The sequence below is a fragment of the Streptosporangium sp. OZ121 genome (genome assembly GCF_051918885.1).
Taxonomy (GTDB): domain Bacteria; phylum Actinomycetota; class Actinomycetes; order Streptosporangiales; family Streptosporangiaceae; genus Streptosporangium.
This window is the reverse complement of record NZ_JBPXMC010000003.1, coordinates 1-21,950: the sequence shown is the minus strand read 5'-3', so window position 1 is coordinate 21,950 and position 21,950 is coordinate 1. Positions and strand designations below refer to the sequence as shown.

17 protein-coding genes and 1 pseudogene are annotated in these 21,950 nt (G+C 71.7%); 8 read left to right on the top strand and 10 right to left on the bottom strand.

Annotated features, from left to right (window positions below; all coding sequences use genetic code 11):
- Nucleotides 1-42 precede the first annotated feature (42 nt).
- Genes ACTOQ1_RS07785 through ACTOQ1_RS07770 form a run of 4 tightly spaced genes read left to right on the top strand, consistent with a single transcriptional unit; the run spans nucleotide 43 to nucleotide 3,741 of the window.
- A complete protein-coding gene (locus ACTOQ1_RS07785; protein ID WP_440065493.1) occupies nucleotides 43-555 on the top strand; it encodes a hypothetical protein in 513 nt (170 codons plus the stop codon).
- Nucleotides 555-1,757 carry an efflux RND transporter periplasmic adaptor subunit gene (locus tag ACTOQ1_RS07780; protein WP_440065492.1) on the top strand — a complete coding sequence of 401 codons (1,203 nt, stop codon included), beginning with the start codon at nucleotides 555-557 and terminating at the stop codon, nucleotides 1,755-1,757. Before ACTOQ1_RS07785 ends, ACTOQ1_RS07780 begins: the two co-directional genes overlap by 1 nt.
- Entirely contained in the window at nucleotides 1,754-2,521 is a 768-nt protein-coding gene (locus ACTOQ1_RS07775; protein WP_440065491.1) for an ABC transporter ATP-binding protein, read from the top strand. Before ACTOQ1_RS07780 ends, ACTOQ1_RS07775 begins: the two co-directional genes overlap by 4 nt.
- Nucleotides 2,518-3,741: an ABC transporter permease gene (locus ACTOQ1_RS07770; RefSeq protein WP_440065490.1), complete on the top strand. Its 1,224-nt coding sequence runs from the start codon at nucleotides 2,518-2,520 to the stop codon at nucleotides 3,739-3,741. Before ACTOQ1_RS07775 ends, ACTOQ1_RS07770 begins: the two co-directional genes overlap by 4 nt.
- Before the next feature lie 248 nt (nucleotides 3,742-3,989).
- Here ACTOQ1_RS07770 and ACTOQ1_RS07765 read toward each other — a convergent pair whose 3' ends face one another.
- A complete protein-coding gene (locus ACTOQ1_RS07765) occupies nucleotides 3,990-5,480 on the bottom strand; it encodes a protein kinase domain-containing protein (protein WP_440065489.1) in 1,491 nt (496 codons plus the stop codon).
- Between the two features lie 354 nt (nucleotides 5,481-5,834).
- Between ACTOQ1_RS07765 and ACTOQ1_RS07760 the strand changes: the two genes are divergently transcribed.
- Nucleotides 5,835-6,833 carry a D-isomer specific 2-hydroxyacid dehydrogenase family protein gene (locus ACTOQ1_RS07760; RefSeq protein ID WP_440065488.1) on the top strand — a complete coding sequence of 333 codons (999 nt, stop codon included), beginning with the start codon at nucleotides 5,835-5,837 and terminating at the stop codon, nucleotides 6,831-6,833.
- A 69-nt stretch (nucleotides 6,834-6,902) separates the two neighbouring features.
- Here ACTOQ1_RS07760 and ACTOQ1_RS07755 read toward each other — a convergent pair whose 3' ends face one another.
- The 6 genes from ACTOQ1_RS07755 to ACTOQ1_RS07730 form a co-directional block, all read right to left on the bottom strand.
- On the bottom strand, nucleotides 6,903-8,066 hold the full coding sequence (locus ACTOQ1_RS07755; protein ID WP_440065487.1) for a M20 metallopeptidase family protein: 1,164 nt from the start codon (nucleotides 8,064-8,066) through the stop codon (nucleotides 6,903-6,905).
- Nucleotides 8,067-8,281: 215 nt separating this feature from the next.
- Nucleotides 8,282-9,550, bottom strand: a complete 1,269-nt coding sequence (locus tag ACTOQ1_RS07750) for an amidohydrolase family protein (RefSeq protein ID WP_440065485.1) — start codon at nucleotides 9,548-9,550, stop codon at nucleotides 8,282-8,284.
- 101 nt (nucleotides 9,551-9,651) lie between these two features.
- Nucleotides 9,652-10,998: an MFS transporter gene (locus tag ACTOQ1_RS07745; protein WP_440065484.1), complete on the bottom strand. Its 1,347-nt coding sequence runs from the start codon at nucleotides 10,996-10,998 to the stop codon at nucleotides 9,652-9,654.
- Nucleotides 10,999-11,395: 397 nt separating this feature from the next.
- Nucleotides 11,396-11,866, bottom strand: a complete 471-nt coding sequence (locus tag ACTOQ1_RS07740) for an ATP-binding protein (RefSeq protein WP_440065482.1) — start codon at nucleotides 11,864-11,866, stop codon at nucleotides 11,396-11,398.
- A gap of 377 nt (nucleotides 11,867-12,243) precedes the next feature.
- The gene (locus tag ACTOQ1_RS07735) at nucleotides 12,244-13,200 is read right to left on the bottom strand and encodes a TIGR03885 family FMN-dependent LLM class oxidoreductase (RefSeq protein ID WP_440065481.1); all 957 of its coding nucleotides are present in this window, start codon (nucleotides 13,198-13,200) and stop codon (nucleotides 12,244-12,246) included.
- Between the two features lie 121 nt (nucleotides 13,201-13,321).
- A complete protein-coding gene (locus ACTOQ1_RS07730; RefSeq protein ID WP_440065480.1) occupies nucleotides 13,322-14,407 on the bottom strand; it encodes a hypothetical protein in 1,086 nt (361 codons plus the stop codon).
- Between the two features lie 238 nt (nucleotides 14,408-14,645).
- Between ACTOQ1_RS07730 and ACTOQ1_RS07725 the strand changes: the two genes are divergently transcribed.
- Nucleotides 14,646-15,620: an SCO6745 family protein gene (locus ACTOQ1_RS07725; RefSeq protein WP_440065478.1), complete on the top strand. Its 975-nt coding sequence runs from the start codon at nucleotides 14,646-14,648 to the stop codon at nucleotides 15,618-15,620.
- Nucleotides 15,621-15,626: 6 nt separating this feature from the next.
- Here ACTOQ1_RS07725 and ACTOQ1_RS07720 read toward each other — a convergent pair whose 3' ends face one another.
- Nucleotides 15,627-18,596: a glycosyl hydrolase gene (locus ACTOQ1_RS07720; protein WP_440065476.1), complete on the bottom strand. Its 2,970-nt coding sequence runs from the start codon at nucleotides 18,594-18,596 to the stop codon at nucleotides 15,627-15,629.
- 552 nt (nucleotides 18,597-19,148) lie between these two features.
- Here ACTOQ1_RS07720 and ACTOQ1_RS07715 point away from each other — a divergent pair.
- Complete coding sequence (locus tag ACTOQ1_RS07715) at nucleotides 19,149-19,526, top strand: hypothetical protein (RefSeq protein ID WP_440065475.1); 378 nt, start codon at nucleotides 19,149-19,151, stop codon at nucleotides 19,524-19,526.
- Nucleotides 19,527-20,086: 560 nt separating this feature from the next.
- On the opposite strand, the gene ACTOQ1_RS07710 is transcribed toward ACTOQ1_RS07715, so the two are convergent.
- A complete protein-coding gene (locus ACTOQ1_RS07710; RefSeq protein ID WP_440065978.1) occupies nucleotides 20,087-20,416 on the bottom strand; it encodes a DUF488 family protein, N3 subclade in 330 nt (109 codons plus the stop codon).
- A gap of 318 nt (nucleotides 20,417-20,734) precedes the next feature.
- Here ACTOQ1_RS07710 and ACTOQ1_RS07705 point away from each other — a divergent pair, with 318 nt between their 5' ends.
- Complete coding sequence (locus ACTOQ1_RS07705; RefSeq protein WP_440065474.1) at nucleotides 20,735-21,376, top strand: tetratricopeptide repeat protein; 642 nt, start codon at nucleotides 20,735-20,737, stop codon at nucleotides 21,374-21,376.
- A gap of 104 nt (nucleotides 21,377-21,480) precedes the next feature.
- Here the strand turns inward: ACTOQ1_RS07705 and ACTOQ1_RS07700 are convergent.
- Nucleotides 21,481-21,950: pseudogene (locus ACTOQ1_RS07700) on the bottom strand (hypothetical protein); the annotation flags it as partial.

Here is a 21,950-nt window from a genome sequence, read left to right as displayed (position 1 = left end):
CGAACGGCCGGTGGAGAACCGGCCGGCGGAAGAGGAGCTGTTATGAGAGTTCTTGGCGCGCTGGCGCTCGCCCTGGTCCTGGCAGGGTGCGGTACGGCCGGCGAAGGCGCGGACGTGGCGTCCGCGGGCGGCGGTGGCGACAAGCCCGCCGTGAGCACCGCCACGCCGAGCCTGGACCAGCACGAGCGGGGGATCAAGTTCGCGCAGTGCATGCGCGAGAACGGTGTCGACATGGCGGACCCCGAACCCGGCAAGGGCGTCACCATCCGGATCGACAAGAGCGTCGGCAAGGAGACGGTGGACAAGGCCACGGCGGCCTGCAAGGAGTTCTCCCCGATGGGCGGTTCCGGGCCGAACGGGGTGGACCCGCGGAGGGCCGAGTCGATGCGCGAGTTCGCGCAGTGCATGCGGGACAACGGTGTGGAGGACTTCCCGGACCCCGAGGGCGGCGGCCTGCGCGTGACCGGTGCCGTCGGCGAGGATCCGGACTTCCAGGTCGCGCAGGAGAAGTGCGCGAAGGAGTTCCTGCCCGAAGCGGGTCAGGGAGGCTCCTGATGGGCACGGCCACCCGCAGCCCCCTGGACGAGCCGCCGGAGCCGCAGAGGTCAGGGAGACTCCTGATGGGCACGACCACCCTCGACGACGGAACGGACATGGACGCGTCCTCTCCCCGCTCGCGGCGACGCCGTGGTTTCGGCCGTGGCAAGAAGGTCGCCGGACTGGTCGTCGCGGTCGCCGTCCTCGGAACGGCCGCCGCGGCCACGAGCGGCATGGTCGGCCCGGGCGGCAGCGGAACGGACAGGACCTCGGTCCTCCTGCCTCCGGCCACCACCCTGGTGAAGCGGCAGACGCTCGCCGACACGCGGGACGCCGACGGCGAGCTCGGCTACGGCCCGGCCGCCACCGCGGTGAGCCGGCAGCCCGGCACGGTCACCTGGCTCCCCGACAGCGGCGCCCGGGTCACCCGCGGCAAGCCGCTCTACAAGGTGGACGACAAGCCGGTGGTGCTGATGTACGGCACGACGCCGGCCTATCGCGACATGCGAATCGGCACCGAGGGGCCGGACGTCAGGCGCCTGGAGCGCAACCTCCGCGAGCTGGGCTACAGCGGCTTCACCGTGGACGGCGAGTACACCGGCGCCACGGCCTCGGCGGTCGCGCGGTGGCAGGACGACCGGGGCCTGGAGGAGACCGGCGTCGTCGAGCTCGGCCGGGTCGTCTTCGCCGGCGGCAAGGTCCGCGTGGACAGCCTGGAGGCCGAGACCGGCCAGCCCATCGCCCCCGGCCAGAAGGTGCTGACCTACACCGGCACCACCAAGGTGGTCACCGTCCGGCTACGGACGGAAGACCAGCGGATGGCGAAGAAGGGCGCCAAGGTGTCGGTCACCATGCCCGACGGCAAGAGCGTGGCGGGCAAGGTCACCGAGGTCGCCACGATCATCGAACCCGGGGAGGGCCCGGACGCGGACCCGGAGACGAGGCTTGAGGCGCTCGTCTCCCTCAGCCGCCGGAAGGCGGCGACCGGCCTCGACCAGGCCGCGGTGGACGTGACCTTCACGGCGTCCAGGCGCGAGGACGTGCTGACCGTACCGGTCTCCGCGCTCGTGGCGCTGAGGGAGGGCGGATTCGGCGTCGAGGTCGTCGAGGGCGCCAAGTCCCGCTACCTCAGCGTGAAGACAGGACTGTTCGCCGGCGGCCGGGTCGAGATCTCCGGAGACGGCCTCGTCGAGGGCGCGACCGTGGGGATGCCGAGATGACGCCCCCGATGGTCTCTCTGTCGGACGTGACCAGGGTCTACCCCGGCGGGGTCACCGCGCTGGCCGCGGTCTCCATGGAGATCGGACGCGGCGAGCTCGTCGCCATCGTCGGCCCCTCCGGCTCGGGCAAGTCGACGATGCTCAACGTCGTCGGCACGCTCGACCGCCCCTCCTCCGGAACCGTGCGCATCGACGGGTACGACGTCTCGAAGCTGTCGGACAGCCGGCTCTCGGCGTTGCGGGCGACCCGGATCGGCTTCGTCTTCCAGCACTTCCACCTCGCCGCCAAAGTCCCGGCGCTGGACAACGTGGCCGACGGCCTCCTCTACACCGGCCTCAGCCTGTCCGAACGGCGGCGCCGGGCCTCGACCGCGCTGGAACGGGTCGGGCTCGGCCACCGCCTCGACCACGAGCCGCACGAGCTGTCCGGTGGTGAGCGGCAGCGCGTCGCCATCGCCCGAGCCGTGGCCGGGAACCCCCCGCTCCTCCTCGCCGACGAACCGACCGGCGCCCTGGACTCCGTCTCCGGGGCCGGGGTGATGGAACTGCTGCGCGAGCTGAACACCTCGAACACCACCGTCGTGATCATCACGCACGATCGGGAGATCGCCGCGAGCCTGCCCCGGCAGGTGCGGATGCGCGACGGCCGGATCGTCTCCGACTCCGCGATCGGCTCCGACTCCGCGATCGGCTCAGGCTCCGCGATCGGCTCAGGCTCCGCGGCCGAATCGCCGCGGCACGCCGAATCCGGGGTGGCGGGATGACCGTGATCGATCAGGCGGGTTCGCCGAAGCCGGTTCCCGCCAGGATGCGGCCACGCGACGTGATGCGGGTCGGCGCGTCCGGCCTGCGCACCCGCCCGATGCGGGCGTTCCTGTCCGCGCTCGGGATCGCCATCGGCATCGCCGCGATGATCGGCGTGGTCGGCATCTCGTCCTCGTCGGGGGCCGAGCTCGACCGTACGCTCTCGGCACTGGGCACGAACCTGCTCACCGTCTCGTCCGGCCAGACGCTCCTGGGCGAGGCGGCCAAGATGCCGGTGGACGCCGAGGCGATGATCGAGCGGATCGGCCCCGTGGAATCGGCCTCCGCGGCCGGGCGCGTCGGCGACGCCAAGGTCTACCGGTCCGAGGAGATTCCCGAGGCCCAGACCGGGGGGCTCACCACCTACGCCGCCCGTATCGACCTCCTGTCCACGGTGGGCGCGACGGTGCGCAGCGGCACCTGGCTCAACGAGGCCACCGAGCGTTACCCGGCCGTGGTGCTCGGATCGGGGGCGGCGGAGCGCCTCGGGGTGGGCGCGGCGGCGCCGGACACCCAGGTGGTCGTGGGCGGCGTGCGGTTCACCGTCGTCGGAATCCTCGACCCGGTGCCGCTCGCCACCGAGCTGGACAGCGCGGCGCTGATCGGCTGGCCGGCCGCGGAGGCGACGCTGGACTTCGACGGGCACCCCACGATCCTCTACACCCGCTCCGACGAGTCGAGGCTGGAGTCCGTCCGCTCGGTCCTGGCCGGTACGGCGAACCCGCGGGCGCCGAACGAGGTCGAGGTCTCGCGCCCGTCCGACGCCCTCGCCGCCAAGCAGGCCACCAGCCAGGCGTTCACCGGGCTCCTCCTCGGGGTCGGCGCGGTCGCGCTGCTCGTCGGCGGCGTCGGGGTGGCCAACACCATGGTCATCTCGGTGCTGGAACGGCGCTCGGAGATCGGCTTGCGCCGCTCGCTCGGCGCGACGCGCGGGCAGGTCCGCACGCAGTTCCTCGTGGAGTCGCTGCTGCTCTCGGTCCTGGGCGGGGCGGGCGGGGTCTTCCTCGGCATCTGCGTCACCATCGGTTACGCGCTCTACCAGGGCTGGCCGGCCGTGATCCCCACCTGGGCGACGATCGGCGGCCTCGCGACGACCCTGGCCATCGGCGCCCTCGCCGGTCTCTACCCGGCCGTCCGCGCCTCCCGCCTCTCCCCGACGGAGGCACTCGCCACACCGTAGAACGCGGACACCCGCCCGTCTCGTTCTCCCCTTCGTCACTCGCGAGGAGATCACCCATGACCGACCGTGTCCCCCGGCGGAGCAGCGCTCCGGGCGATCCGCGCCCGGCCTGCCGGGAGCCGCCACCGAACCGTACGTGAACGGGAAGGTCTCCGGCCCTCCCCTGAGCGGCGGCGCCCCCGACCCCGGCGGACAGGATGCGGTGGCCCGGCGGCCGGTGACCGCCGCCGTTCCCGGAGACGCCCGGGTCAGCGGTCGGTGAGCCCCTGGAGGATCGCGCGGACCTTTCCGGCGTTGTGGTGGTACGGGCCGTACCTGCGTTCGAGGTCCGGCAGCAACTCGCCGAGCAGCCGTTTGGCCCGCCCCTTGTTGCCCGCGTCGAGTTCCACCATCCCGATCTGGCGCCGGATCTCCAGGATCCGTTCCTCTCCCGCGCCGAACCGCCTCTCGTCGGCCAGCAGCCGCCGGAGCTGGGTCAGGGCGAGGTTCGTCTCCCCGATCGCCGCGTGGCACCCCGCCTCCATCAACCGGCACCGCAGGGCGAGGTTGTTGCCCGGCCCCTCCACCCTGGCGACGTCGGCGGCGAGCCGCTGGAACTCGGGCGCCGCCCGGCGGTAGTCGCCGCCGAGGAAGAGGGCCTCGGCGAGCTCGATCCGCAGGTCGACCACGGCGGAGCTCGTCGAGCCGAAGGAGCCCGCGGCGGGCCCGACCACCTCGGCCAGGAGGTCCGCCGCCTGGCCGAAACGGGCTTCCGCCTTGAGAAGGTCGGCCTCCTTGCGAGCACGCTCGATGTCGGCCCGCTCGATCTGCACCAGTCCCGTGGCGCGCCTGATCCGCGCCGGCCGTACCGGATGGGCGGGCCGCCGGTCGTCGGCCCGCGTGGAGGAGATCCGTCCGAGGACGGTGGCGTACATGCGCACCGGGTGGGACGCGTCCAGGTCGACGTAGCCGGTGAAGGGCGGCAGCTCGCGGCAGAAGTCGAGCAGCCGCTCGTAGACGACGTCCGCGCTCGCCGGCCGCTCCTCGGGCGTCTTCGCGAGCAGCCGCAGGACGAGCCGTTCCAGCCCCTCGGGGACGTCCTGCCGTCTCGCGCGCAGCGGCCGGGGGGCGGCGTCGGTGTGGTTGCGCATCGAGGCCAGCGGGGTGGGCGCGGCGAACTGGTTGTTCCCGGCGAGCATCTCGTCCAGGATCACGCCGAGGGAGTAGAGGTCGCTCCGCGGTCCCGCGGTCCCGGCCATGGCCTGCTCCGGCGCCATGTAGGCCGGGGTGCCGAGCACCTCGCCCGTCCTCGTGAGGTTCGTCGTGTCCGTGGGGGCGAGCGCGGCGGCGATGCCGAAGTCGAGGACCTTGACCGTGCCGTCGGGGCAGAGCATCAGGTTGCCCGGTTTGAGGTCGCGGTGGACCAGCGAGTTGGCGTGGGCCACGGCCAGGACCGAGCACACCTGGGCGGCGATCGCCGCGGCCCAGGCCACGGGCACCTCCGTCTCGTCGAGCAGCGTCGCGACGGAACACCCCCTGACGAGTTGCATGACCATGTAGAGGTCGTCACCGTGCGGCCCGCAGTCGTAGATGGTCGGCACTCCGGGGTGTTCCAGCCGGGCGGTGATCCGCGACTCGCGTACGAAACGCCTGGCCAGTTCCTCGTCCCGGCGACCATCGGGAAACCTATCGGCTTTGATGAATTTGATGGCGATCTGCCGATCCAGGCGTTTGTCGTAGCCGAACCAGACCTCTCCCATTCCGCCGGAGCGACGCGACGTGGGATCCAACTCGTAACGGCCACCGATGATCGTTCCTCTGCCCAAAACGATCCGCCCTCCAGAAACGCCCCGTCTTCCCCAGGAAAATGTAGCGCTCCCGGAGTCCCGTCGTCGTGGGCGAAGGTTTCTCCAGGTCACCGCCCCGCGATCGGATCGGTTCGCGCCGGGCGAGGTCGTCGAATGCGTCACGCGTTCGCGACCCGGCTTTTCACGCGCTCACGTGGTACCGGTCAATTCCCGTGTTACTTGCGCGCCTTCGGGAAGTGACCGGCGAGGCGGGATCGCCCTCGGACCGGCGATACGCCGCGGGTGATCTACGACAGAATGTCGTTCATGGAAGCCCGCATCGCGATAGCACCCTCCGCGGAGGCGAGGACGTCCCGCGGACGGCCCGGCCCCGCCGATGTCGATCTCGACCGGCTACGGCTCGGGATCGAGGAGGCCGTGTCCCGCGGCGGCGGTGCCAACGTCCCGCTCGCCGACGCCGACGGCCTGGTGTGGCTCGTTCCCGGCGAGCCGGAACTGCTCGTGGCGACGCTGGACGCCCACCCCCGGATCGGGTGGGTGCAGTTCCCCTGGGCGGGCGTGGAGAGGTTCGTGTCATCAGGGGTGTTCGAGCGCCCCGTGGTCTTCAGCTGCGCCAAGGGGTCGTTCGCCGGGCAGGTCGCCGAGCACGCGCTGATGCTGACGCTGGCCTGCCTGCGCGGCCTCTCCCGCCAGGCGCGGACGCCCGGCTGGTGTCCGGTGGAACCCCGGTCGCTGCACGGCCGGCGGGTGACGATCCTCGGCGGCGGCGGCATAGCCACCGAGCTCGTCCGCCTCCTGCGGCCGTTCGGGTGCCGGATCCGGGTGATCCGTCGTCACCCCGAGAAGGCCGAGGGCACCGACGAGACACCGGAGACGCCGGAGACGCCGGAGACGCTGCCGCCCTCGGCCCTGCCCGCCGTGCTTCCCGAGACCGACGTCCTGGTGCTGGCTCTCGCCCTGACGCCGGAGACGAGGCACGTCGTCGGCGCCGCCCAGCTGGCGCTGCTGCCGCCGCACGCCGTCGTCGTCAACGTCGCCCGCGGCGCGCACATCGACACCGGCGCGCTCGTCGAGGCCCTCGGCGCGGGAACGATCTCCGCCGCCGGCCTGGACGTGACGGATCCCGAGCCGCTCCCCGACGGGCACCCCCTGTGGGCCGACCCCCGGGTGCTCATCACCTCGCACTCCGCCGACTCCGCCGAGTACGTCGCGCGGATGCTCTGCGAGCGGGTCGAGCGCAACGTGGGCAACCTGCGCGCGGGCCGCCCGCTGGAGGGAGTGATCGACCCCGCCACGGGCTACTGACCGCCGCCCACATCTCCTCCCTTTCTCCGTGTCTCCCGCGGATTGCCGTCACCAGCGCGAAACGCCTGTTCAGCCGCCCGCGCCGATCACCCGCGTGGCGGCGAGGTAGGCCGCGAGCAGGCTCTCGGCGACCGCCGTCACGGTCTCGTCTCCGGGCAGGAAGTACGGGCTGTGCAGCCCCGACGCCGTGTCGGTGCCCACGAACAGCATCAGCGACGGCACGACCGACGCGAAGTGGGCGAAGTCGTCGGCACCGCAGGAGCGCAGCGTGGCGGGCATGTGGTGGGCGACGTCGACGAGGATGCAGCCGGTCTCCTCGGCGAGGCGGGCGTCGTTGACGAGCACCGGCTCCCCGTGCGTGATCCGCACCTCCGCCTCGCAGCCGTGGACGCGGGCGACGCCCTCGGCGATCTCGCGGAAGCGGTGGTGCAGCTGGTGGCGCCACGGCTCCGACATCGTGCGGAGGGTGCCGCGGGCGGAGGCATGCCCCGGGATCGCGTTGGGGGCGCTGCCCGCCGACACGCTCCCGAAGGTGACCACGGTCGGCGTCATCGGGTCGGCGTCGCGGCTGACGAGCTGCTGCGCGGCCACGATGATCTGGGCGAGCGCCAGGACCGAGTCGCGGGACAGGTGGGGGTAGGCCGCGTGCCCGCCCTGCCCCCGGACGGTGACGGTGAACTCGTCGGAGGAGGCGTTGACCGCGCCGGGTGTGCAGGCCGTCTCGCCGGTGGCGAGCACCGGCTGGACGTGTGCCGCGATCATCGCGCCGACCCGGTTCCTGCGGAGCGCGCCGGAGTCGACGATGTCGCGAGCACCGGAGGGGTGGGTCTCCTCGCGCGGCTGCAGCACCGCGACCATCGGCGCGGGCGCCCGTACCCGGTCGACCGCCCTGGTCAGCGCCACCAGCGCCGCGAGGTGTACGTCGTGGCCGCAGGCGTGCATGGCGCCGTTGCGCGAGGCCCAGGGCACGTCCGTCTCCTCCTGGATCGGCAGGGCGTCCAGCTCCCCGCGCACCCCGACGGCCAGGCCCTCGCCGCCGACGCGAAGGAGCGCGCCGGTCCCGGCCACCCGCTCCGTCGCGTCGCCCTCGGGCAGCGCGTCCAGCACGCGCTTGAGCGTCGGCTCCTCCTTTCCCGACACGCACGGCTCGGCGTGCAGTTCCCGCCGCAGCTGGAAGGCCGCGGGCAGCTCGGCGTGCAGAGCGGCGCGGAGCCGCTCGTGGATCTCGTTCATCGCCGCCCCCCGAGCCGGCGGGCGTCGCGGTTGCCCCTCACGCGTCCTCCTCGGCGAGTGCGGCGAGTGTGCGGACGTGAGTGCCGATCATGGATCTCCCTCTGACTGTGCGTGGTGCCGTTCCGGTGGTACGTGGGTGACATGGGGCGCCGTTCTCTTCGTACGTGATGGTCGTTCTCGTCTCCGGCCTCGGGGCCGATCACCCGGTCACCCGGTCACCCGGTCTCTCCGAGGCCGTAGACGCGGCGGGCGTTCCGCGCGCCGATCATGGTGGCGACCCGGATCGCCTGCGGCTCGCTCCACTCGCCGTCCGCGACGAACCCCCCGAGGACCCGGGCCATCGCGCGGCGCCAGAGCAGGGCGCCCAGGTGGTGGAGCTCCGCGGGGCCCCAGGCGTCCGAGGAGAAGAGGATCTTGGCGAACGGCGCCAGCTCCAGGCTCTCGGCCACCACGGCCACGCTGCGCGCCCCGGTGTGGTTCACCCCGAGCCCGACGTCGAGGTAGACGTGCGGGTAGGCCTGGGCGAGGTAACCGGCGTTGCGGTGGTACGGGTAACAGTGCAGCAGGAGCAGGGGGACGCCCCTGGGCTCGGCGAGCTCGACGAGGCCGCGCAGCAGCAGGGGGTCGGAACGGCGCAGGTCGAGGTCGGGGTCGCCGTACCCGACGTGGAACTGGAGCGGCAGCCCGCGCTCGATGCCCGCCCAGATGAGGTGGCGCAGCAGCACCGGGTCGTCGACGCGGATCGTCCCGGTCCGCTCGGACTCGCGCAGCCAGCGCCCGGCCGCCGCCGTCACCTCGGCCGGGGCGGGCGGGGCGGGGTCGAGGTCGAGCCCGTACCGGTAGGCGGCGACGCTCTTCAGGCCGCGCGCCGTACGGCTGCGCTCCCACAGGGCCGCCTCGAAGCGGGCGGCGAACCCGGCGGCGTCGGTCCCCTCGGCGACGACTCCCTCGGCGATCGACTCCAGGCGGACGATCTCCTCGACGGGCCGCCCCGTGAGGGCCGCCATCGACGCCGGGCCGAGGATCTCCTCTCCCCCGTAACCGGTCTCCAGGAGGAAGTGACCCACCCCGGCCGCGGCCAGCAGGCGCCGGTTCGCCTCCCCGGCCCCGAGCTCGGCGCGGCGGGCGAGGTAGGTCTCCGGGTCCGGGTGCGGGTCGAGACCGAGGACGGGCGCGCAGTGCCGCAGGACGGCGAAACCGAGCTGCGAGTCGAACTGGGTCATCCAGCCCGGCACCGGCCGGTCGGACTCGGTGATCAGCTCCTCGAACCGCCTCCGCGGCAGGTCGCCGTCCAGGGCGCCGTGCACGTGATGATCCACCAGCGGTATCGCCTCGATCGCCCGCTCCAGGACCCCGGCCCCCGCCGTCACGGCCGCGCGCCCCGGAATTCCGGCCTCCCCCGCCCGGACCGCGTGTTCCAGGGGCCCGCCACCCGCCGTCCCGCCCGCACCGTCAGCGGACCCGGCCCTAACCGGAGAGTCCATGGGTGCCGGGGTCATGGTGGAACGCTCCTCGAGTGTGCGGTGTCGCTGGGATACGAGGTGCCCATGAAAAGGGGATGTCATGCCCCGATGTCCCGTCCGGCTCACCCGCCGATCGGACGCTCCACCTCACCCGCCGCCTCACCGGGCGTCCCGTCCGCCGCAGTACCCGCCGTACCCGCCGTGTCCACCGCGCCTGCCGTGCCTGCTGTGCCCGCCGCGCCCCTCGTCCGGATGCCGTACGCGAGGGTGAGGGCGACGACGGCGAGCGGGAAGACGGTGGCGACGAGGATGCCGGTGCGCAGACCGGAGCCGCCGTCGCCGGGGAGCGCGGCCGACAGGGCGGACAGGAACCCGTTCGCGGCGGCGGAGGCGTCCGCGGCGGCCCCGGCGATCCAGGGACCGGCCGCGCCCCCGGCGTCACCGAAGACGGCCAGCACGCCGAACATGGCCGCGCCGCCGAGGGGGAAGCGGGCCGCGGCGAGGCTGAAGGTCCCCGGCCACAGGAGGCTGACGGCCAGGCCGCACACCGCGCAGCCGACGAGGCTGACCACCGGGTCGGAGGACAGGCAGACGACGAGGTAGCAGACGGTCGCCAGCGCGCCGCACGAGGCCATCGCGGGTACCAGCGGGATCCGCTCGCCCCACAGGCCGTAGACGATGCGGCCGATCCCCATCAGCACCGCGAACAGGCACGGGCCCGCCAGGTCGCCCCACACCTTGGAGACGCCCAGTCCCTCCTCCGCGAAGAGGGAGGACCACTGCGACATGGTCAGCTCGGCCGCGCCCGCGCAGAGCATCAGCACGACGGCGGCGGCGAAGGCGGGAGCCCCGAAGAGCGCCCGCAGGGAGGTACGGTGCTCGTCCGGCACGGTCGCGGGCAGCGGCACCCTCAGGAACGCCACCATGTTGACCAGCGGGACGAGCGCCCAGGCGACCGGCAGGACCTGCCAGGCGTCCTGGCCGATCCAGGCCAGCAGCAGCGTGCTGCCCGCCACCACCGCGACCTGCCCCCAGCAGTAGAAGGAGTGCAGCAGGCTCATCGCCGCGGCCTTGCCCTCCTGCGGGCTGGGCAGCGCGTCCACGACGGGGCTGACGAGCACCTCCAGCAGGCCGCCGCCGACGGCGTAGACGACGATCGCGACGCACAGTCCCAGGTACGGGGAGGGCGACACCGCCGGGGCCACCGCCAGCAGCACCAGGCCCAGCGCCGACAGGATGTGAGCCAGCACCAGCGGGACGCGGTAACCGGTCCGGTCCACGAACCTCACGGCCACGATGTCGGTGACCAGCTGGGTGGCGAAGTTGAGCAGTACCAGGCGCCCGAGCATCTCCAGGGGCAGCTGGTAGCGGGTCTGGAAAACGATGAACAGCAGGGGGGCCAGGTTGTTGACGATGGCCTGCGTGACATATCCGGTGTAGCAGGCGCGGCGGGTGTGGTCGTACGTCATGGACGATGCGTTTCTCTCCCTGGGGGGTGGCCGTCCCGCACACTACGGGGCCGGACGACACGGAGGCACACCCACCCCCGGCCCCCGGCGGCGATGACCACCAGGTCACCGTGACGCCGTGACACCGGATGCCGGGGAGCCCGCTTCCGGCGGGCGCGACCGCTCAGGCCTCTTCCGGCCCCCGGCGCCCTCCCCTGCAGGCGCTGCCGCCCCTTCCGGCGTTTCCGGTGCTTCCCCTTTTTTCCGGCGCCTTCCCCGTTCCGCCTCTTCAGGCGCCTTCCCGCTTCCTGCCCGCGGGCCTCTCAGGGGCCCGGACGGCCACACGACCCCAGGCTGGGCGACCCCGGGCCGGGTGACACCGGGCGCGCCGGACGATCGGGCGCCTCCCGGCACGCGCCTACTTGAACTGCAGGACCGGGGCGACGGCGGGACGGATGGGGGCGGGGGCGGGGAGACCGAGGACGAACCAGACGATCTTTCCTCCGGAAGGGGGATGGGCGACACCCCAGTCGTCGGCGAGGGAGTCGACGATCTGGAGGCCCCGGCCGCCGGTGGCGTCCATGTCGCGGGCGCACACGCGGGGAGCCCCCTCCCCCGGGTCGAAGAGCTCGCCGCGGACGAAGCTCCCGCCGCCCCGGATCCGCAGCGCGCACGCGGCGCCGCCGTACCTGACGGCGTTGGTGACCAGCTCGCTGACGATCAGCATGCAGTCGTCTATCAGATCGTCCGCACCCCACAGGGAGAGCTCCCGGCGGACCAGCGAGCGGGCGTCGCGCACGCTCGTGGGAACGGCGGGCAGCAGGCACTCGCCTTCGTACTCGTGGGCGTCGTCAAGGGACGCCGCAGATGAGTCGTGCTGGAGAGACACTGCGCCTCCTTCTGATGGGAGCGCTCCCATGACAAATGTAGAACATTCACTTACGTCTGTGAATTGATTCCTCCCGAATTGTTTCCATCACATGTCGTGAGAAGTGAGGAAGATCCGATTTGCGCCATGGCCTCCGGCGGCCGAAGAGGCCGGTCACCGGCCGGGAACCCGCCCGTACCGTCCACCTCCCCGACCGGAAACCCGCCCGCGCCGTAGCCCCCCTCCGGCCGGAAAGTCGTCCGTACCCCCGGCCGGTCCGTACCGACGCCCCCTCCGGCCGGGAACCCGCCCGTACCGCCGCCCTCCCGGCCGCGCGCCGACGTCGGCGCGGCGTCAGCGCGCGGCCGGGGAGGCAGGGGAGGCAGGGGAGGGATCCGTCAGCGCAACTGGGGAAGCACCTTCGCGCCGAAGGCGTCGATGTAGGCGGCCTGCTCCTGGCCCACGTGGTGCAGGTAGATCTCCTCGAAGCCCAGGTCCGCGTACTCGTTGATCCTGGCGGCGTGCCAGCCGAGGTCGGAGGAGACGTTGACGGCCTCGGCCACCTTCTCCGGCGACACGTCCGCGGAGACCACGTCGAAGAGCTCGGCGGTCTCGAGGTCCCAGCTGACCGGCGGCGAGAAGACGTTGCTCCGCCACTGGTCATGGGCGATGGCCATCGCCTCGTCGTCGCTCTCGGCCCAGCTGAGGTGGACCTGGAGCGCCACCTTGCCCTTGCCTCCGGCGTCCCGGTAGGCGCCGATGACCTCGCGCAGCCGGTCGACGGGCCCTCCCACGGTGATCAGGCCGTCGGCCCACTCCGCGCACCAGCGGGCCGTCTCGGCACTCACCGCCGCACCGACCAGCTTCGGGGGGACCTCCGGGCGGGTCCACAGCCGGGCACGGTCGACGGTCACCAGCCCGTCGTGGCTGACCTCCTCCCCCGCCAGCATCGCCCGGATGACGTCGACGCACTCCCGCAGCCGCTGCTTGCGGAGCTCCTTGCGCGGCCAGCGGTCGCCGGTGATGTGCTCGTTGCTCGCCTCACCCGTGCCGAGGGCGGCCCAGAAGCGCCCGGGGTACATCGCGCCGAGGGTGCCGATCGCCTGGGCGATGATCGCGGGGTGGTAGCGCTGGCCGGGGGCGTTGACCACGCCGAACGGCAGGTTCGTGGCCTGGAGCGCCGCGCCCAGCCAGGACCAGGCGAACCCCGACTGCCCCTGACGCCTGCTCCACGGGGAGAAGTGGTCCGACGACATCGCCGCCCCGAACCCCGCCTGCTCGGCCCGCGTGACCGCCTTCAGCAGCTCGGCCGGATGGATCTGCTCGTGTGAGGAATGAAAGCCATAAGTCGCCATCGTCTCCGGCTACCCGGGAGAGGGACGTCCATTCGGGTGAGCGGCGCGGTACCGCCCGGGACACCGGGCGGTACCGCACCCCGGCCTTCGCAAGGCCGGGGTGGCCTTTCGGGGTGGCCTTTCAGAAGGCCGAGGTGTAGGTGACCAGCGACTGCCGGTCGACGCGGGTGGTGGCGTTGTAGCAGGCGACGTTGCGGACGATGGCGACGCTGCCGGTGGTGTTCCAGAGGGTCTGCAGGTTGCAGAACTCGGGGCCGGGACCGTACGCGGTGACCTGGACCTGGTCCTGCAGGACCCCGACCCTCGGGAAGGTCACCAGGCGCAGGCCGAGTCCGGCGGTCTGGATGGTGTTCGTGCTTGTCTGGGAGTTGAAGTTCAGAGCCGGGGGCACCGGCGCGTACGGGCCGGGGTTGGCCGGGGTGGTGTCGAAGGTGTAGGCGAAGTTCTTCGGCGGGATCGCCGCACCGGTGATGGCGCGCTCACGCTGGTAGGTCAGCGTCCATCCGGTGTTGAGCGGCACGTTCGTCGCGTTGTGGCAGCGCACCTGGACCGCCTGCGCGCCCACGCCCGGGGCCCAGGCGCCGACCTTGCAGCGGGCGGGCTGGCTGGGATTGACCGCGGTGACCTGGAGGTTTCCGGCGAAACCGGACGAGCCCAGGCCGGGCAGGGTGACCGTCCAGACGCCCCCGCCCCCGGCGACGGTGTTCACGCCCCCGGCCGAGTTGAACTGGGTGGCGATGGCGGCGCCGTTGTAGTGCACGTAGCCGAACGCCTGCGGCGCGGGCAGGACGCCGGTGCTCTGCTCGAAGACGATGCTGTACGGCGTGAAGACCGGAGCCCCTCCGTACCGGTAGCACTGCACCGCCACCACCAGGTCGGTGCCCGAGGGGCCCCAGTTCTGCGCCTGGCACCAGTAGGCGGTCTGGGAGATCGCCGTGACGTGGACCACGCCGCCGGTGATCGCGATCTGCGGGAACCTCACGAACGTCTGCCCGACCCCGCCGGGAGTGACGCTGACGTTGAAACCCGCCCCCCAGCTGCCCGCCTGGTGGTTGGGGTCAGGGATGCCGGAGGTCACGTTGACCACGGCGAAACCCCACCGGTTGGGAACGGAGGCCTGCGCGCCCGTGGCCGTCGCGGTGATGCTCACGGCGAGCATCGCGATGACACACAGGATTCCAGCCATCACTCTTCGTAACTGACGCATGCCGTACTCCATCGGCTCGGGGCGTTGGGCGATCGGACGCGACCACGATGCCGACGCGGGGAAATGTCGGAAATCACAGTTCGTCCTGAGCTCTTGATAACCCGCCCGTCCCCCTTTGAGAAGACCCAACCTGACGGGTGAGATGACTCCGTCTTCCCAGATCAGGTCAGGGTTCGGACCAGATGGCAGCTCTCTCGTCGAGAGATCGTCCGGCCGTTTCGCCGAGTACCGTATGAACATGCACAGCCGATCCGCCAGGATCCACGAGACGGGGTGTGAGACCGTGCCGGAGCCCGAACCGAACGTTCCGCGTGTCATGTGGCAGTTGCTGGAGCCCCTGCACGCCGTCACCTACTTCGCCCCCGAGGCTCGGGCGGCGGCCGACGCGGTCGGCATGCGCGGCTTCTGGATGGGCTACTTCGCGGCCAGGGCGGCACCGCTCGGGCCGGTCGGCCCCGGCGTCGTCACGGCGGCGTTCCACGGCTTCCCCCCGGCCAGGGTCGCCAGGGCGCTCCCCGACGCGTGGACGTTCGCGACCCCCGGCGACGTGCTGCGCGCCCGGCTCGACGGTGCGGGAGCGGCACTGCGGAACCTGCTCACCGACAAGGTGACCGGCTCTGACGACCTGCGCGCGGCGGCGGACCTCGCCTGGGAGGCCGCCGGGCTCGCCGACACCGCCGGCCGGGTGCTCGGCGCGGCCAACCAGGCGCTGCCCGCGCCCGACGAGCCGCACCTGATGCTCTGGCAGGCCGCCACCACGCTGCGCGAGCACCGGGGCGACGGGCACGTGGCCGCCCTCGTCGCCCACGGCGTCTCCCCCGTCCAGTCCCACCTGCTCAAGGTCGCGGCGGGCGAGACGGACCTGGACCAGCTGCGCCTGGCACGGCGCTGGGACGACGAGGAGTGGGAGGCCGGTGCCGCCGCGCTGCGCGAGCGCGGGTGGGTCGACGGTTCCGGCCTCCTGACGGCCGAGGGCGCGCGGGAGCGCGAGCGGATCGAGCGGCTGACCGACGAGGCCGCGGCCGTTCCCTGGCGGGCCCTGGGAGACGAGCGCACCTCCGAGCTCGCCCTGCTGCTGCACCCGCTGACCATGGCCGTCCTGGAGTCGGGCATCATGCCGCCCTCGAACCCCATCGGCCTGCCGCCGCCCCCCGGGGAAGGCGGGAACGGCCGGGGGCTCACGCTCCCGGCCGTCCCCTCACCGATCAGCTGAGGGGGATCAGCCGAACGGCAGCCGCACGATCGACCGGTTGCCGACGCCGAGGCTGACGGCGCTGTTGCCGATGGCGTTCCAGACCTCGACCCTCACCCGGCCGTTCGACAGGTTGCCGAGCGTTCCCGAGGAGGACTGCGGGCCGACTCCCTGCGTGTAGTGCTCCCAGCCCGTCACCGGGTCGGTGGCGAAGTAGGCGTAGGTCTCCACCCTGTCCCAGCTCCCGTTGCCGGTCAGGTCGTAGGAGACCCGGACCTGGGTGCCGTTGGCGACCGAGGTGCCCGCGTCCACGAAGAGGTCGAACGCGGTGGTGCCGCCGTTGTGATTGGCGGTGAGACCGGTCGCCGTGAAGACCTGGGCGTTGGTCGGCACGCCGTCGTGGTTGCCGTTCGCGGCGGCCACCGTGACGCTGCCCGCCGTGCCCGCCGTGCCCGGCAGACCGCCGCCGCTCTGCAGGTAGCGCGTCGCGGTGAAGCCGCCCGGGTCCGGGGTGGGCGTCGGGGTCGGGGTGGGCGTCGGGGTCGGGGTCGGGGTCGGCGTCGGGGTGGGCGTCGGGTCGGGGTTCGTGGTGCCGCCGCCCGCGTTGCCGCCGCTCCAGGTGAAGGCGCCGGAGGTGACCGTCTTGCCCGCCGGGACGTTGAGCACGGTCCCGTTGGAGAAGGTCACCGTGAGCGCGCTGCCGGTGATGTTGGACGCGACGTAGGTGCGGGCCCCGTTCTTGCTGAACACCTTGGCCAGCGGGTGGTTGGCGGTGATGGAGGTGTCGACCGTGCCGAGGGCGGCCAGGTTGCGGATCCAGTGGAAGGTGTGCGCCCTGCTCTCCCCCTCCTCGGGGGTGTAGGCGCCGGCGGCGCGCAGGTTCGACAGGGCCGCGTCGCCGTTGCCCAGCGCCTGGAACTGCCAGAGGATGTCCCGCCACACCGTGGGCGGCCCGCCGTTGTTGCGTACCAGCTCGGCGTAGTTGGTGTTCACGTAGCCGGGGTTGTCGCCCATGTAGAAGTGCCCGCCGGTGACCGGCAGCATGTTGATGCCCTGGATCATCTCCGGCTCGGCGCTGAACCAGGTGGCGTACGCGCCGCCGCTGCCCCAGACCATGCCGACCGTGCTGTGGCCGAAGGCGGCGGGGAAGTTCTGGTCGCGCGAGTCGAACCAGTACTCCTGGATCGCCGCGGCCTGGGTCGTGTAGATGAAGATGCCCGCGTCGCGGACGGCGGTGTTGCCGGTGGCCTGTCCCCACTGGATGAGGGCGTTGGCGAAGTTCTGGCCCTCCGACGACGACTCCTGGTTGTTGCCGGAGCCGAACGCGCCGTGCCCGGACGCCCAGTCGTGGCCCGCGTAGATGTCGAAGTCGCGCAGGTACGGGAAGCGGGTGTCGGACCGGTCGTAGTTGTTGGCGTCGCGGATCAGCAGGTCCACCATGCCGCCGTACTGGCTCGTCTTGGCCCAGTTGGGGTCGAACTTGGCGAGGGTCGCGGCCGCGGCGATGTAGTAGCCGTAGTGGAAGTGGTGGTCGTTGAGCTCCAGGTCGGAGCCGTACGAGGCCGGGTAGCCGAGCAGGGTTCCCCAGCTCGGGTTGTAGTAGAAGACCCGGCTGGTCTTGCCCGGTGAGGCGGTGAACCAGTCGTTGAGGCGGGTGCGGATGGCGTTCAGCGCGGCGGTGCGCACGGACGTCAGGTTGAGCTGGTCGGCGATCTCCGCGATGCGGGCGGCCCGGCCCAGGCCCTTGCCGGTCCAGTAGGTGTCGTCGCCCCGGATGTCCATCGGGTTGCCGAGCTCGGCGTTGAGCTGGTTGGTGACCGTGGTGAGGTCGGCACCCGAGCTGTCGGCCACCGCGGGGATCTCGGGCAGCACGCCGGTGTACTTCATCGTCGTCCTGAACTGCGTCCCGGTGACGATCTTCATCTGGCCGCGCGCGGACACGTACGTCTGCGCCAGCGGCGTCGAGCCGGTCAGGTGGTTCCACTGGTGCGGGTAGAGCGCGATGACCGTGCCGGTCTGGCTGCCCTGCCTGGCCGTGGTGGTGAAGGCGTACGTCGTGGTGAGCGAGCTCGCTGCCTGGTTGTAGGCGTACGAGACCCGGGTGCCGGTGACGTGCGCGTGCGCGTACTGGCCGTAGGTGCTCGCCAGGGCCGCGCGGTCGCCGCCGGCGGGCAGCGCCGCCACGGAGAAGAAGCCCCGGCCCGCCAGGGCGGAGCTGATCGTCGCGCCGTTCACCGACCAGGTCGCGCCGGTCGGCGCGTAGGCGACGTAGTCACGGCCGCCGGCGGTGAAGCCGATGGTCGCGCCGCTGTTGGACCACACCGTGGGGGTGCCCGCGGCGGTGATCTGCGCGTCGCCTCCGGTGACCTGGAAGTACGCGAACGGCAGGCCGTGGCCGATGGTGGCCTTCATGGTCCGGCCCGCGCCGCTCCAGTACGGGGTGACGGTCCAGTCGCTCCAGCCGTCGACCTTGACGTCCGGCGAGCTCAGGCCCGCGACCCCGACGCGGATGTTCTCGACGTACGGGTAGTGGTACTCGCCGACGCCGGTCGCGGTGCCGCTGATGGCGGGGGTGGTGTTGTAGGAGAAGCCGAGACCGTTGCCGAAGGTGTCGTACGAGATCGGGTGCGCGTGGAGCGGCTCACCGTACGCGCAGTCGGTCTTCTTGTAGAGGATCGACGACCACCAGTCGTTGGTGGGCACGGCCCCGGCGGGGGCGTTGGCCGTCACCCACTGGCGGGGGTTGGTGGAGATGGAACCGCAGCCGGCCGGCAGCGAGCGGCCGGCCGGGAGGGTGTCGGCGTAGCTGCCGGCGCCGACCGTGGCGGCCTCGGCCGAGCGGGCGGCGCCGAGGCCGAGCAGTCCGGCCACCATCGCGACGACCACACCGGCGGCGAGGCGGCGCCGGCGGGTCCTGAGGCGGGCCGCCGACCGGGCGAGTCGTCCTTCACGGGGGTGGGCACTGTCCGGACCCGTGGTCCGGATCGAGGGATCCATTGGGGGGTGCCTCCGGGGAGAGGAATCGGGCTCTGAAGCTGACCGATACGAGAGAGCGCTCTCTCACCGAAAAGTAACGGGCCGCGTCACGGCAGTCAATGTTTCACGTTGGTAACGAATAGGTAAAGTGCAGACGTGCAGGCGAGAGGGCGTAAGCGCAGAAAATAGGGCGTTCCACCGGACAGCGATGCCCCCGCCGGCTCACGCGCACCGCATCACTCCCCTGGCCAACGATCAAGAAATGAACCTATCCTGACCTGAGAGCGCTCTCTCCGTCGGTCGGCGTCAATCGCCGATCGACCACTTGGCGGTGCCCGCTCCCCCATTCCCCGACACCCCGGACGCCCCAGGAAGGCCCACGAGCCGGCGGCCACGGAAGGCGCGGATCCCGCGCGAGAGCCCCGCACCCACAACCCCCTGCGGGCCGCACATGCCCGATCGCCGAGACGGATGCAACTGGCGAGGCGGTGACAAAATAAATGCTGGACACTCAGCGTGACAGTCAATTTACTTTGCGTGACCATCCAGGCACCCTCTGCCTCAGGAGAGAACATGCGAAGCAGGAAGCTCACGACCGCCGCGCTGGGCGTCGCCGCCGTCGGCGTCGCGGGTCTGACCGCGATGACCGTCGCCGCCCCGGCCACGGCCTCCGTGCCCGCCGCCCCCGCCGCTTCCGCGGCCGCCGACTTCACCGGCTACCAGCTCGTCAAGCTGCCGAACGCCAACGTGCCCAACTTCCAGCGCCGCGTGGTCCGCTGCCCCGCCGGGAAGAAGGCCGTCGGCGGCGGCGCCGAGGCGCAGGGCAACCAGGCCGTGCTGGTGGGCTCCTTCCCCACCGACGACGGCGGCGGCTGGATCGGGCTCGGCCGCCAGCCCGGCTACAACGACGTGGGCATCAGCGTCTACGCGATCTGCGCCAACGTCAGCTGATCGTCACCCCGACGACACCGTCCCCCGGCCGTCACCCCGGTGATCACCGTCCCCGTGGTCACCACCGGCTCGTCCGCGTTCCCGATCATCACCCGGTGATCACCGTCCCCGTGATCGCCACCGCCCGGTCAACGTCCCCTGATCGGCGTCCCCCGAGAAAGCACCGGCTCCGGCCGGGCCCGGAAGGGTCCGGCCGGAGCCGTTTCGCGCGTTCACCTAGGATCACCCCCGCGGAGAACCCCGCCGTCGAGCACGACGACGCCGCTCGAAGGGAGAGGCCGCCGACGAACACCCCCGACCGGCTCGAGACGGAGATCGCGGTGATCGGCGCGGGGCTGACGGGCACTGCAACACACACCGTCAGGGAATCTACGACTGGGAACTGGTTGCCCTCCGACGCACTGTGAACGCTCGCGAAAATATCGGGGTAAAACAGGTCATTCGTGAGAAGTTCTGGGATCTGATGTGCGCATCGGATCGAGACACCGTCTTCTACGTCGGTAACCAGCAGGCCCATCCACAGAGCTTCATAGTTCTGGGAGTGGCTTATCCCCAGCGGCTCAAACCGACGCCGCGTGGCTGAACCGTTCACGAAAAGCTTCCAGGACGAGGTCGCGATGACAGCGATACTCGTCGGCTTCGAAACACATGATCGCTACCGTCTGCCGCCGAGCGGCTTCCGCGATCCGGTTCAAACACTCGCGTGCGTCGGTATCCCTGAGCTGCCCCGCATAGACACCGCGAGCTGCCCCCAGCCCAGCCGGGCTGCCACCGAACCCTGCTCTGTTCCATTTGGGATTGCCAAGTTCTCGCATATGTTCATAAGCGATTCCCGCGTCGGCAAGCGCCTTGGCCAAGGCGGTCTTGCTGAATCCACGCTTCCGGGAGATCGGGGGTCAGCCGGACGTCGACCAGCAACGTGACGTTTTCACGGTGAAGCCGTCGGATGAACCCGTCGAGGTCACACCCCTCGTATCCGATCCCGGTCAACCGCGCATGCTGTCCGATCGTAAGCATGATCTGCACTCTCTCACGCCCAAGTCGTAACCGTCGGACAGATCTCGTAAGGCTTGACGACCATTCCCACGGCGGGCTCCCACAACCCGTCGGCCAAGCTCTCACGGCAACCGGAAGGCTGGTGTCACGCCTCGTTCGCCGCGTACGGTGTTCGACGCGGCGGGCGGATCCGGATGAACGGGGTTGAGCGGATGAGTGCCGAAGAAAAGCTCGAAAGGGCCAGACTGCTCTACGAACGCGCGGTCTTCGACGGTGAGGCCGGGGTGCTGGAGGTGGCCGACCGGGAGTTGGACGCGGTCGAGGCCGGTCTGGCGCTGGCCCGTGGCCGGATCATGCACGCGCGCTTCTTCGAGGACGGAGAGGAGGACCCGCGCGAGCTGGCGCTGTTCGAGCGTGCGACGGAGCTCTACCGGGCGCTCGGCGACCTGCGCGGCGAGAGCGAGTCGCTGCTCTGGATCGGCCTCCTCCACCAGGTCGTCCGCGGGGACGACGACACCGCGGTCCCGTTTCTCGAACGGTCGCACGAGCTCGCGGTACGGTCCGGCGACAAGCTGCTGATGTCGTACGCGCTCCGGCACCTGGGTACCGCGGAACACGCCGCCGGACGGCTGGAGACGGCGCGGGAACGGCTGGAGGAGTCGGTGCGGCTCCGCCGGGAGCTCGGCTTCCTGCCGGGGGTCGCCGCGAACCTGGTGGGGCTGATCTACATCGCCGCCGCGGAGGGCCGCCGTGACGACGCGCTCGCGCTGGCCGAGGAGGGGAGTGCCCTCGCCGAGGCCGCCGGTGCGAAGAACATCGCGCGCCAGATCGAGGAGGCCCGCACGCGGGTGTAGGCGATCTCGCCCCTGTCGAACCTCCGGAAAGACCGGGAGGCCGGCGCGGTCACGGCCGCCTCCTGGGCCGGGTGGTCAGGAGACGGCCGTCGGGCCGCGTTACCTCAGGAGCCGGAAAGCACCTCGTCGAGCTTGGCGGCGAAGGCCTCGTCCTGAGTGCCGAAGGCCCCGTGGTCGCCGGGGAACATCACGTGCCGCCCCTCGATCTGCTCGGCGACCACGAAGGAGGCCCGGTAGGGCGGCTGTCCCTCCGACTCCTCGCCGGCCACCATCACCACGCGCGTCGAGGCGCTCCGGAGCGCGTCGACGTCGGGGAGGTAGCTGACGAACGGCGGCACCTCGTAGCCGATGAAGAACTCCGTGTTCTTCTCCATCCGGGCCATCGCCTCCGCCATCTCGGGGGTGGGCTCTCCCTGCTCCCCGCGGGTGGCCGCCTCCTCGTGCTCGCGGCCGGTCCTGTCGAACCCGGTGGCGAAGGCCTTCATGGCGGCTTCGGTCCCCTCCTTGGCGAACGCCTCCTCCACGTCCCGGACGACGCCGCGCCAGCGGTCGCGGTCGGGCAGCAGCTCGAAGA

Bases quoted from the DNA above. Each gene is read 5' to 3' on its own strand.
- ACTOQ1_RS07785 (WP_440065493.1), top strand. From the start codon at position 43: ATGAGAGTTCTTGGCGCGCTGGCGCTCGCCCTGGTCCTGGCAGGGTGC.
- ACTOQ1_RS07780 (WP_440065492.1), top strand. From the start codon at position 555: ATGGGCACGGCCACCCGCAGCCCCCTGGACGAGCCGCCGGAGCCGCAG.
- ACTOQ1_RS07775 (WP_440065491.1), top strand. From the start codon at position 1,754: ATGACGCCCCCGATGGTCTCTCTGTCGGACGTGACCAGGGTCTACCCC.
- ACTOQ1_RS07770 (WP_440065490.1), top strand. From the start codon at position 2,518: ATGACCGTGATCGATCAGGCGGGTTCGCCGAAGCCGGTTCCCGCCAGG.
- ACTOQ1_RS07765 (WP_440065489.1), bottom strand. From the start codon at position 5,480: ATGGGAGAGGTCTGGTTCGGCTACGACAAACGCCTGGATCGGCAGATC.
- ACTOQ1_RS07760 (WP_440065488.1), top strand. From the start codon at position 5,835: ATGGAAGCCCGCATCGCGATAGCACCCTCCGCGGAGGCGAGGACGTCC.
- ACTOQ1_RS07755 (WP_440065487.1), bottom strand. From the start codon at position 8,066: ATGAACGAGATCCACGAGCGGCTCCGCGCCGCTCTGCACGCCGAGCTG.
- ACTOQ1_RS07750 (WP_440065485.1), bottom strand. From the start codon at position 9,550: ATGGACTCTCCGGTTAGGGCCGGGTCCGCTGACGGTGCGGGCGGGACG.
- ACTOQ1_RS07745 (WP_440065484.1), bottom strand. From the start codon at position 10,998: ATGACGTACGACCACACCCGCCGCGCCTGCTACACCGGATATGTCACG.
- ACTOQ1_RS07735 (WP_440065481.1), bottom strand. From the start codon at position 13,200: ATGGCGACTTATGGCTTTCATTCCTCACACGAGCAGATCCATCCGGCC.
- ACTOQ1_RS07730 (WP_440065480.1), bottom strand. From the start codon at position 14,407: ATGCGTCAGTTACGAAGAGTGATGGCTGGAATCCTGTGTGTCATCGCG.
- ACTOQ1_RS07725 (WP_440065478.1), top strand. From the start codon at position 14,646: ATGCACAGCCGATCCGCCAGGATCCACGAGACGGGGTGTGAGACCGTG.
- ACTOQ1_RS07720 (WP_440065476.1), bottom strand. From the start codon at position 18,596: ATGGATCCCTCGATCCGGACCACGGGTCCGGACAGTGCCCACCCCCGT.
- ACTOQ1_RS07715 (WP_440065475.1), top strand. From the start codon at position 19,149: ATGCGAAGCAGGAAGCTCACGACCGCCGCGCTGGGCGTCGCCGCCGTC.
- ACTOQ1_RS07705 (WP_440065474.1), top strand. From the start codon at position 20,735: ATGAGTGCCGAAGAAAAGCTCGAAAGGGCCAGACTGCTCTACGAACGC.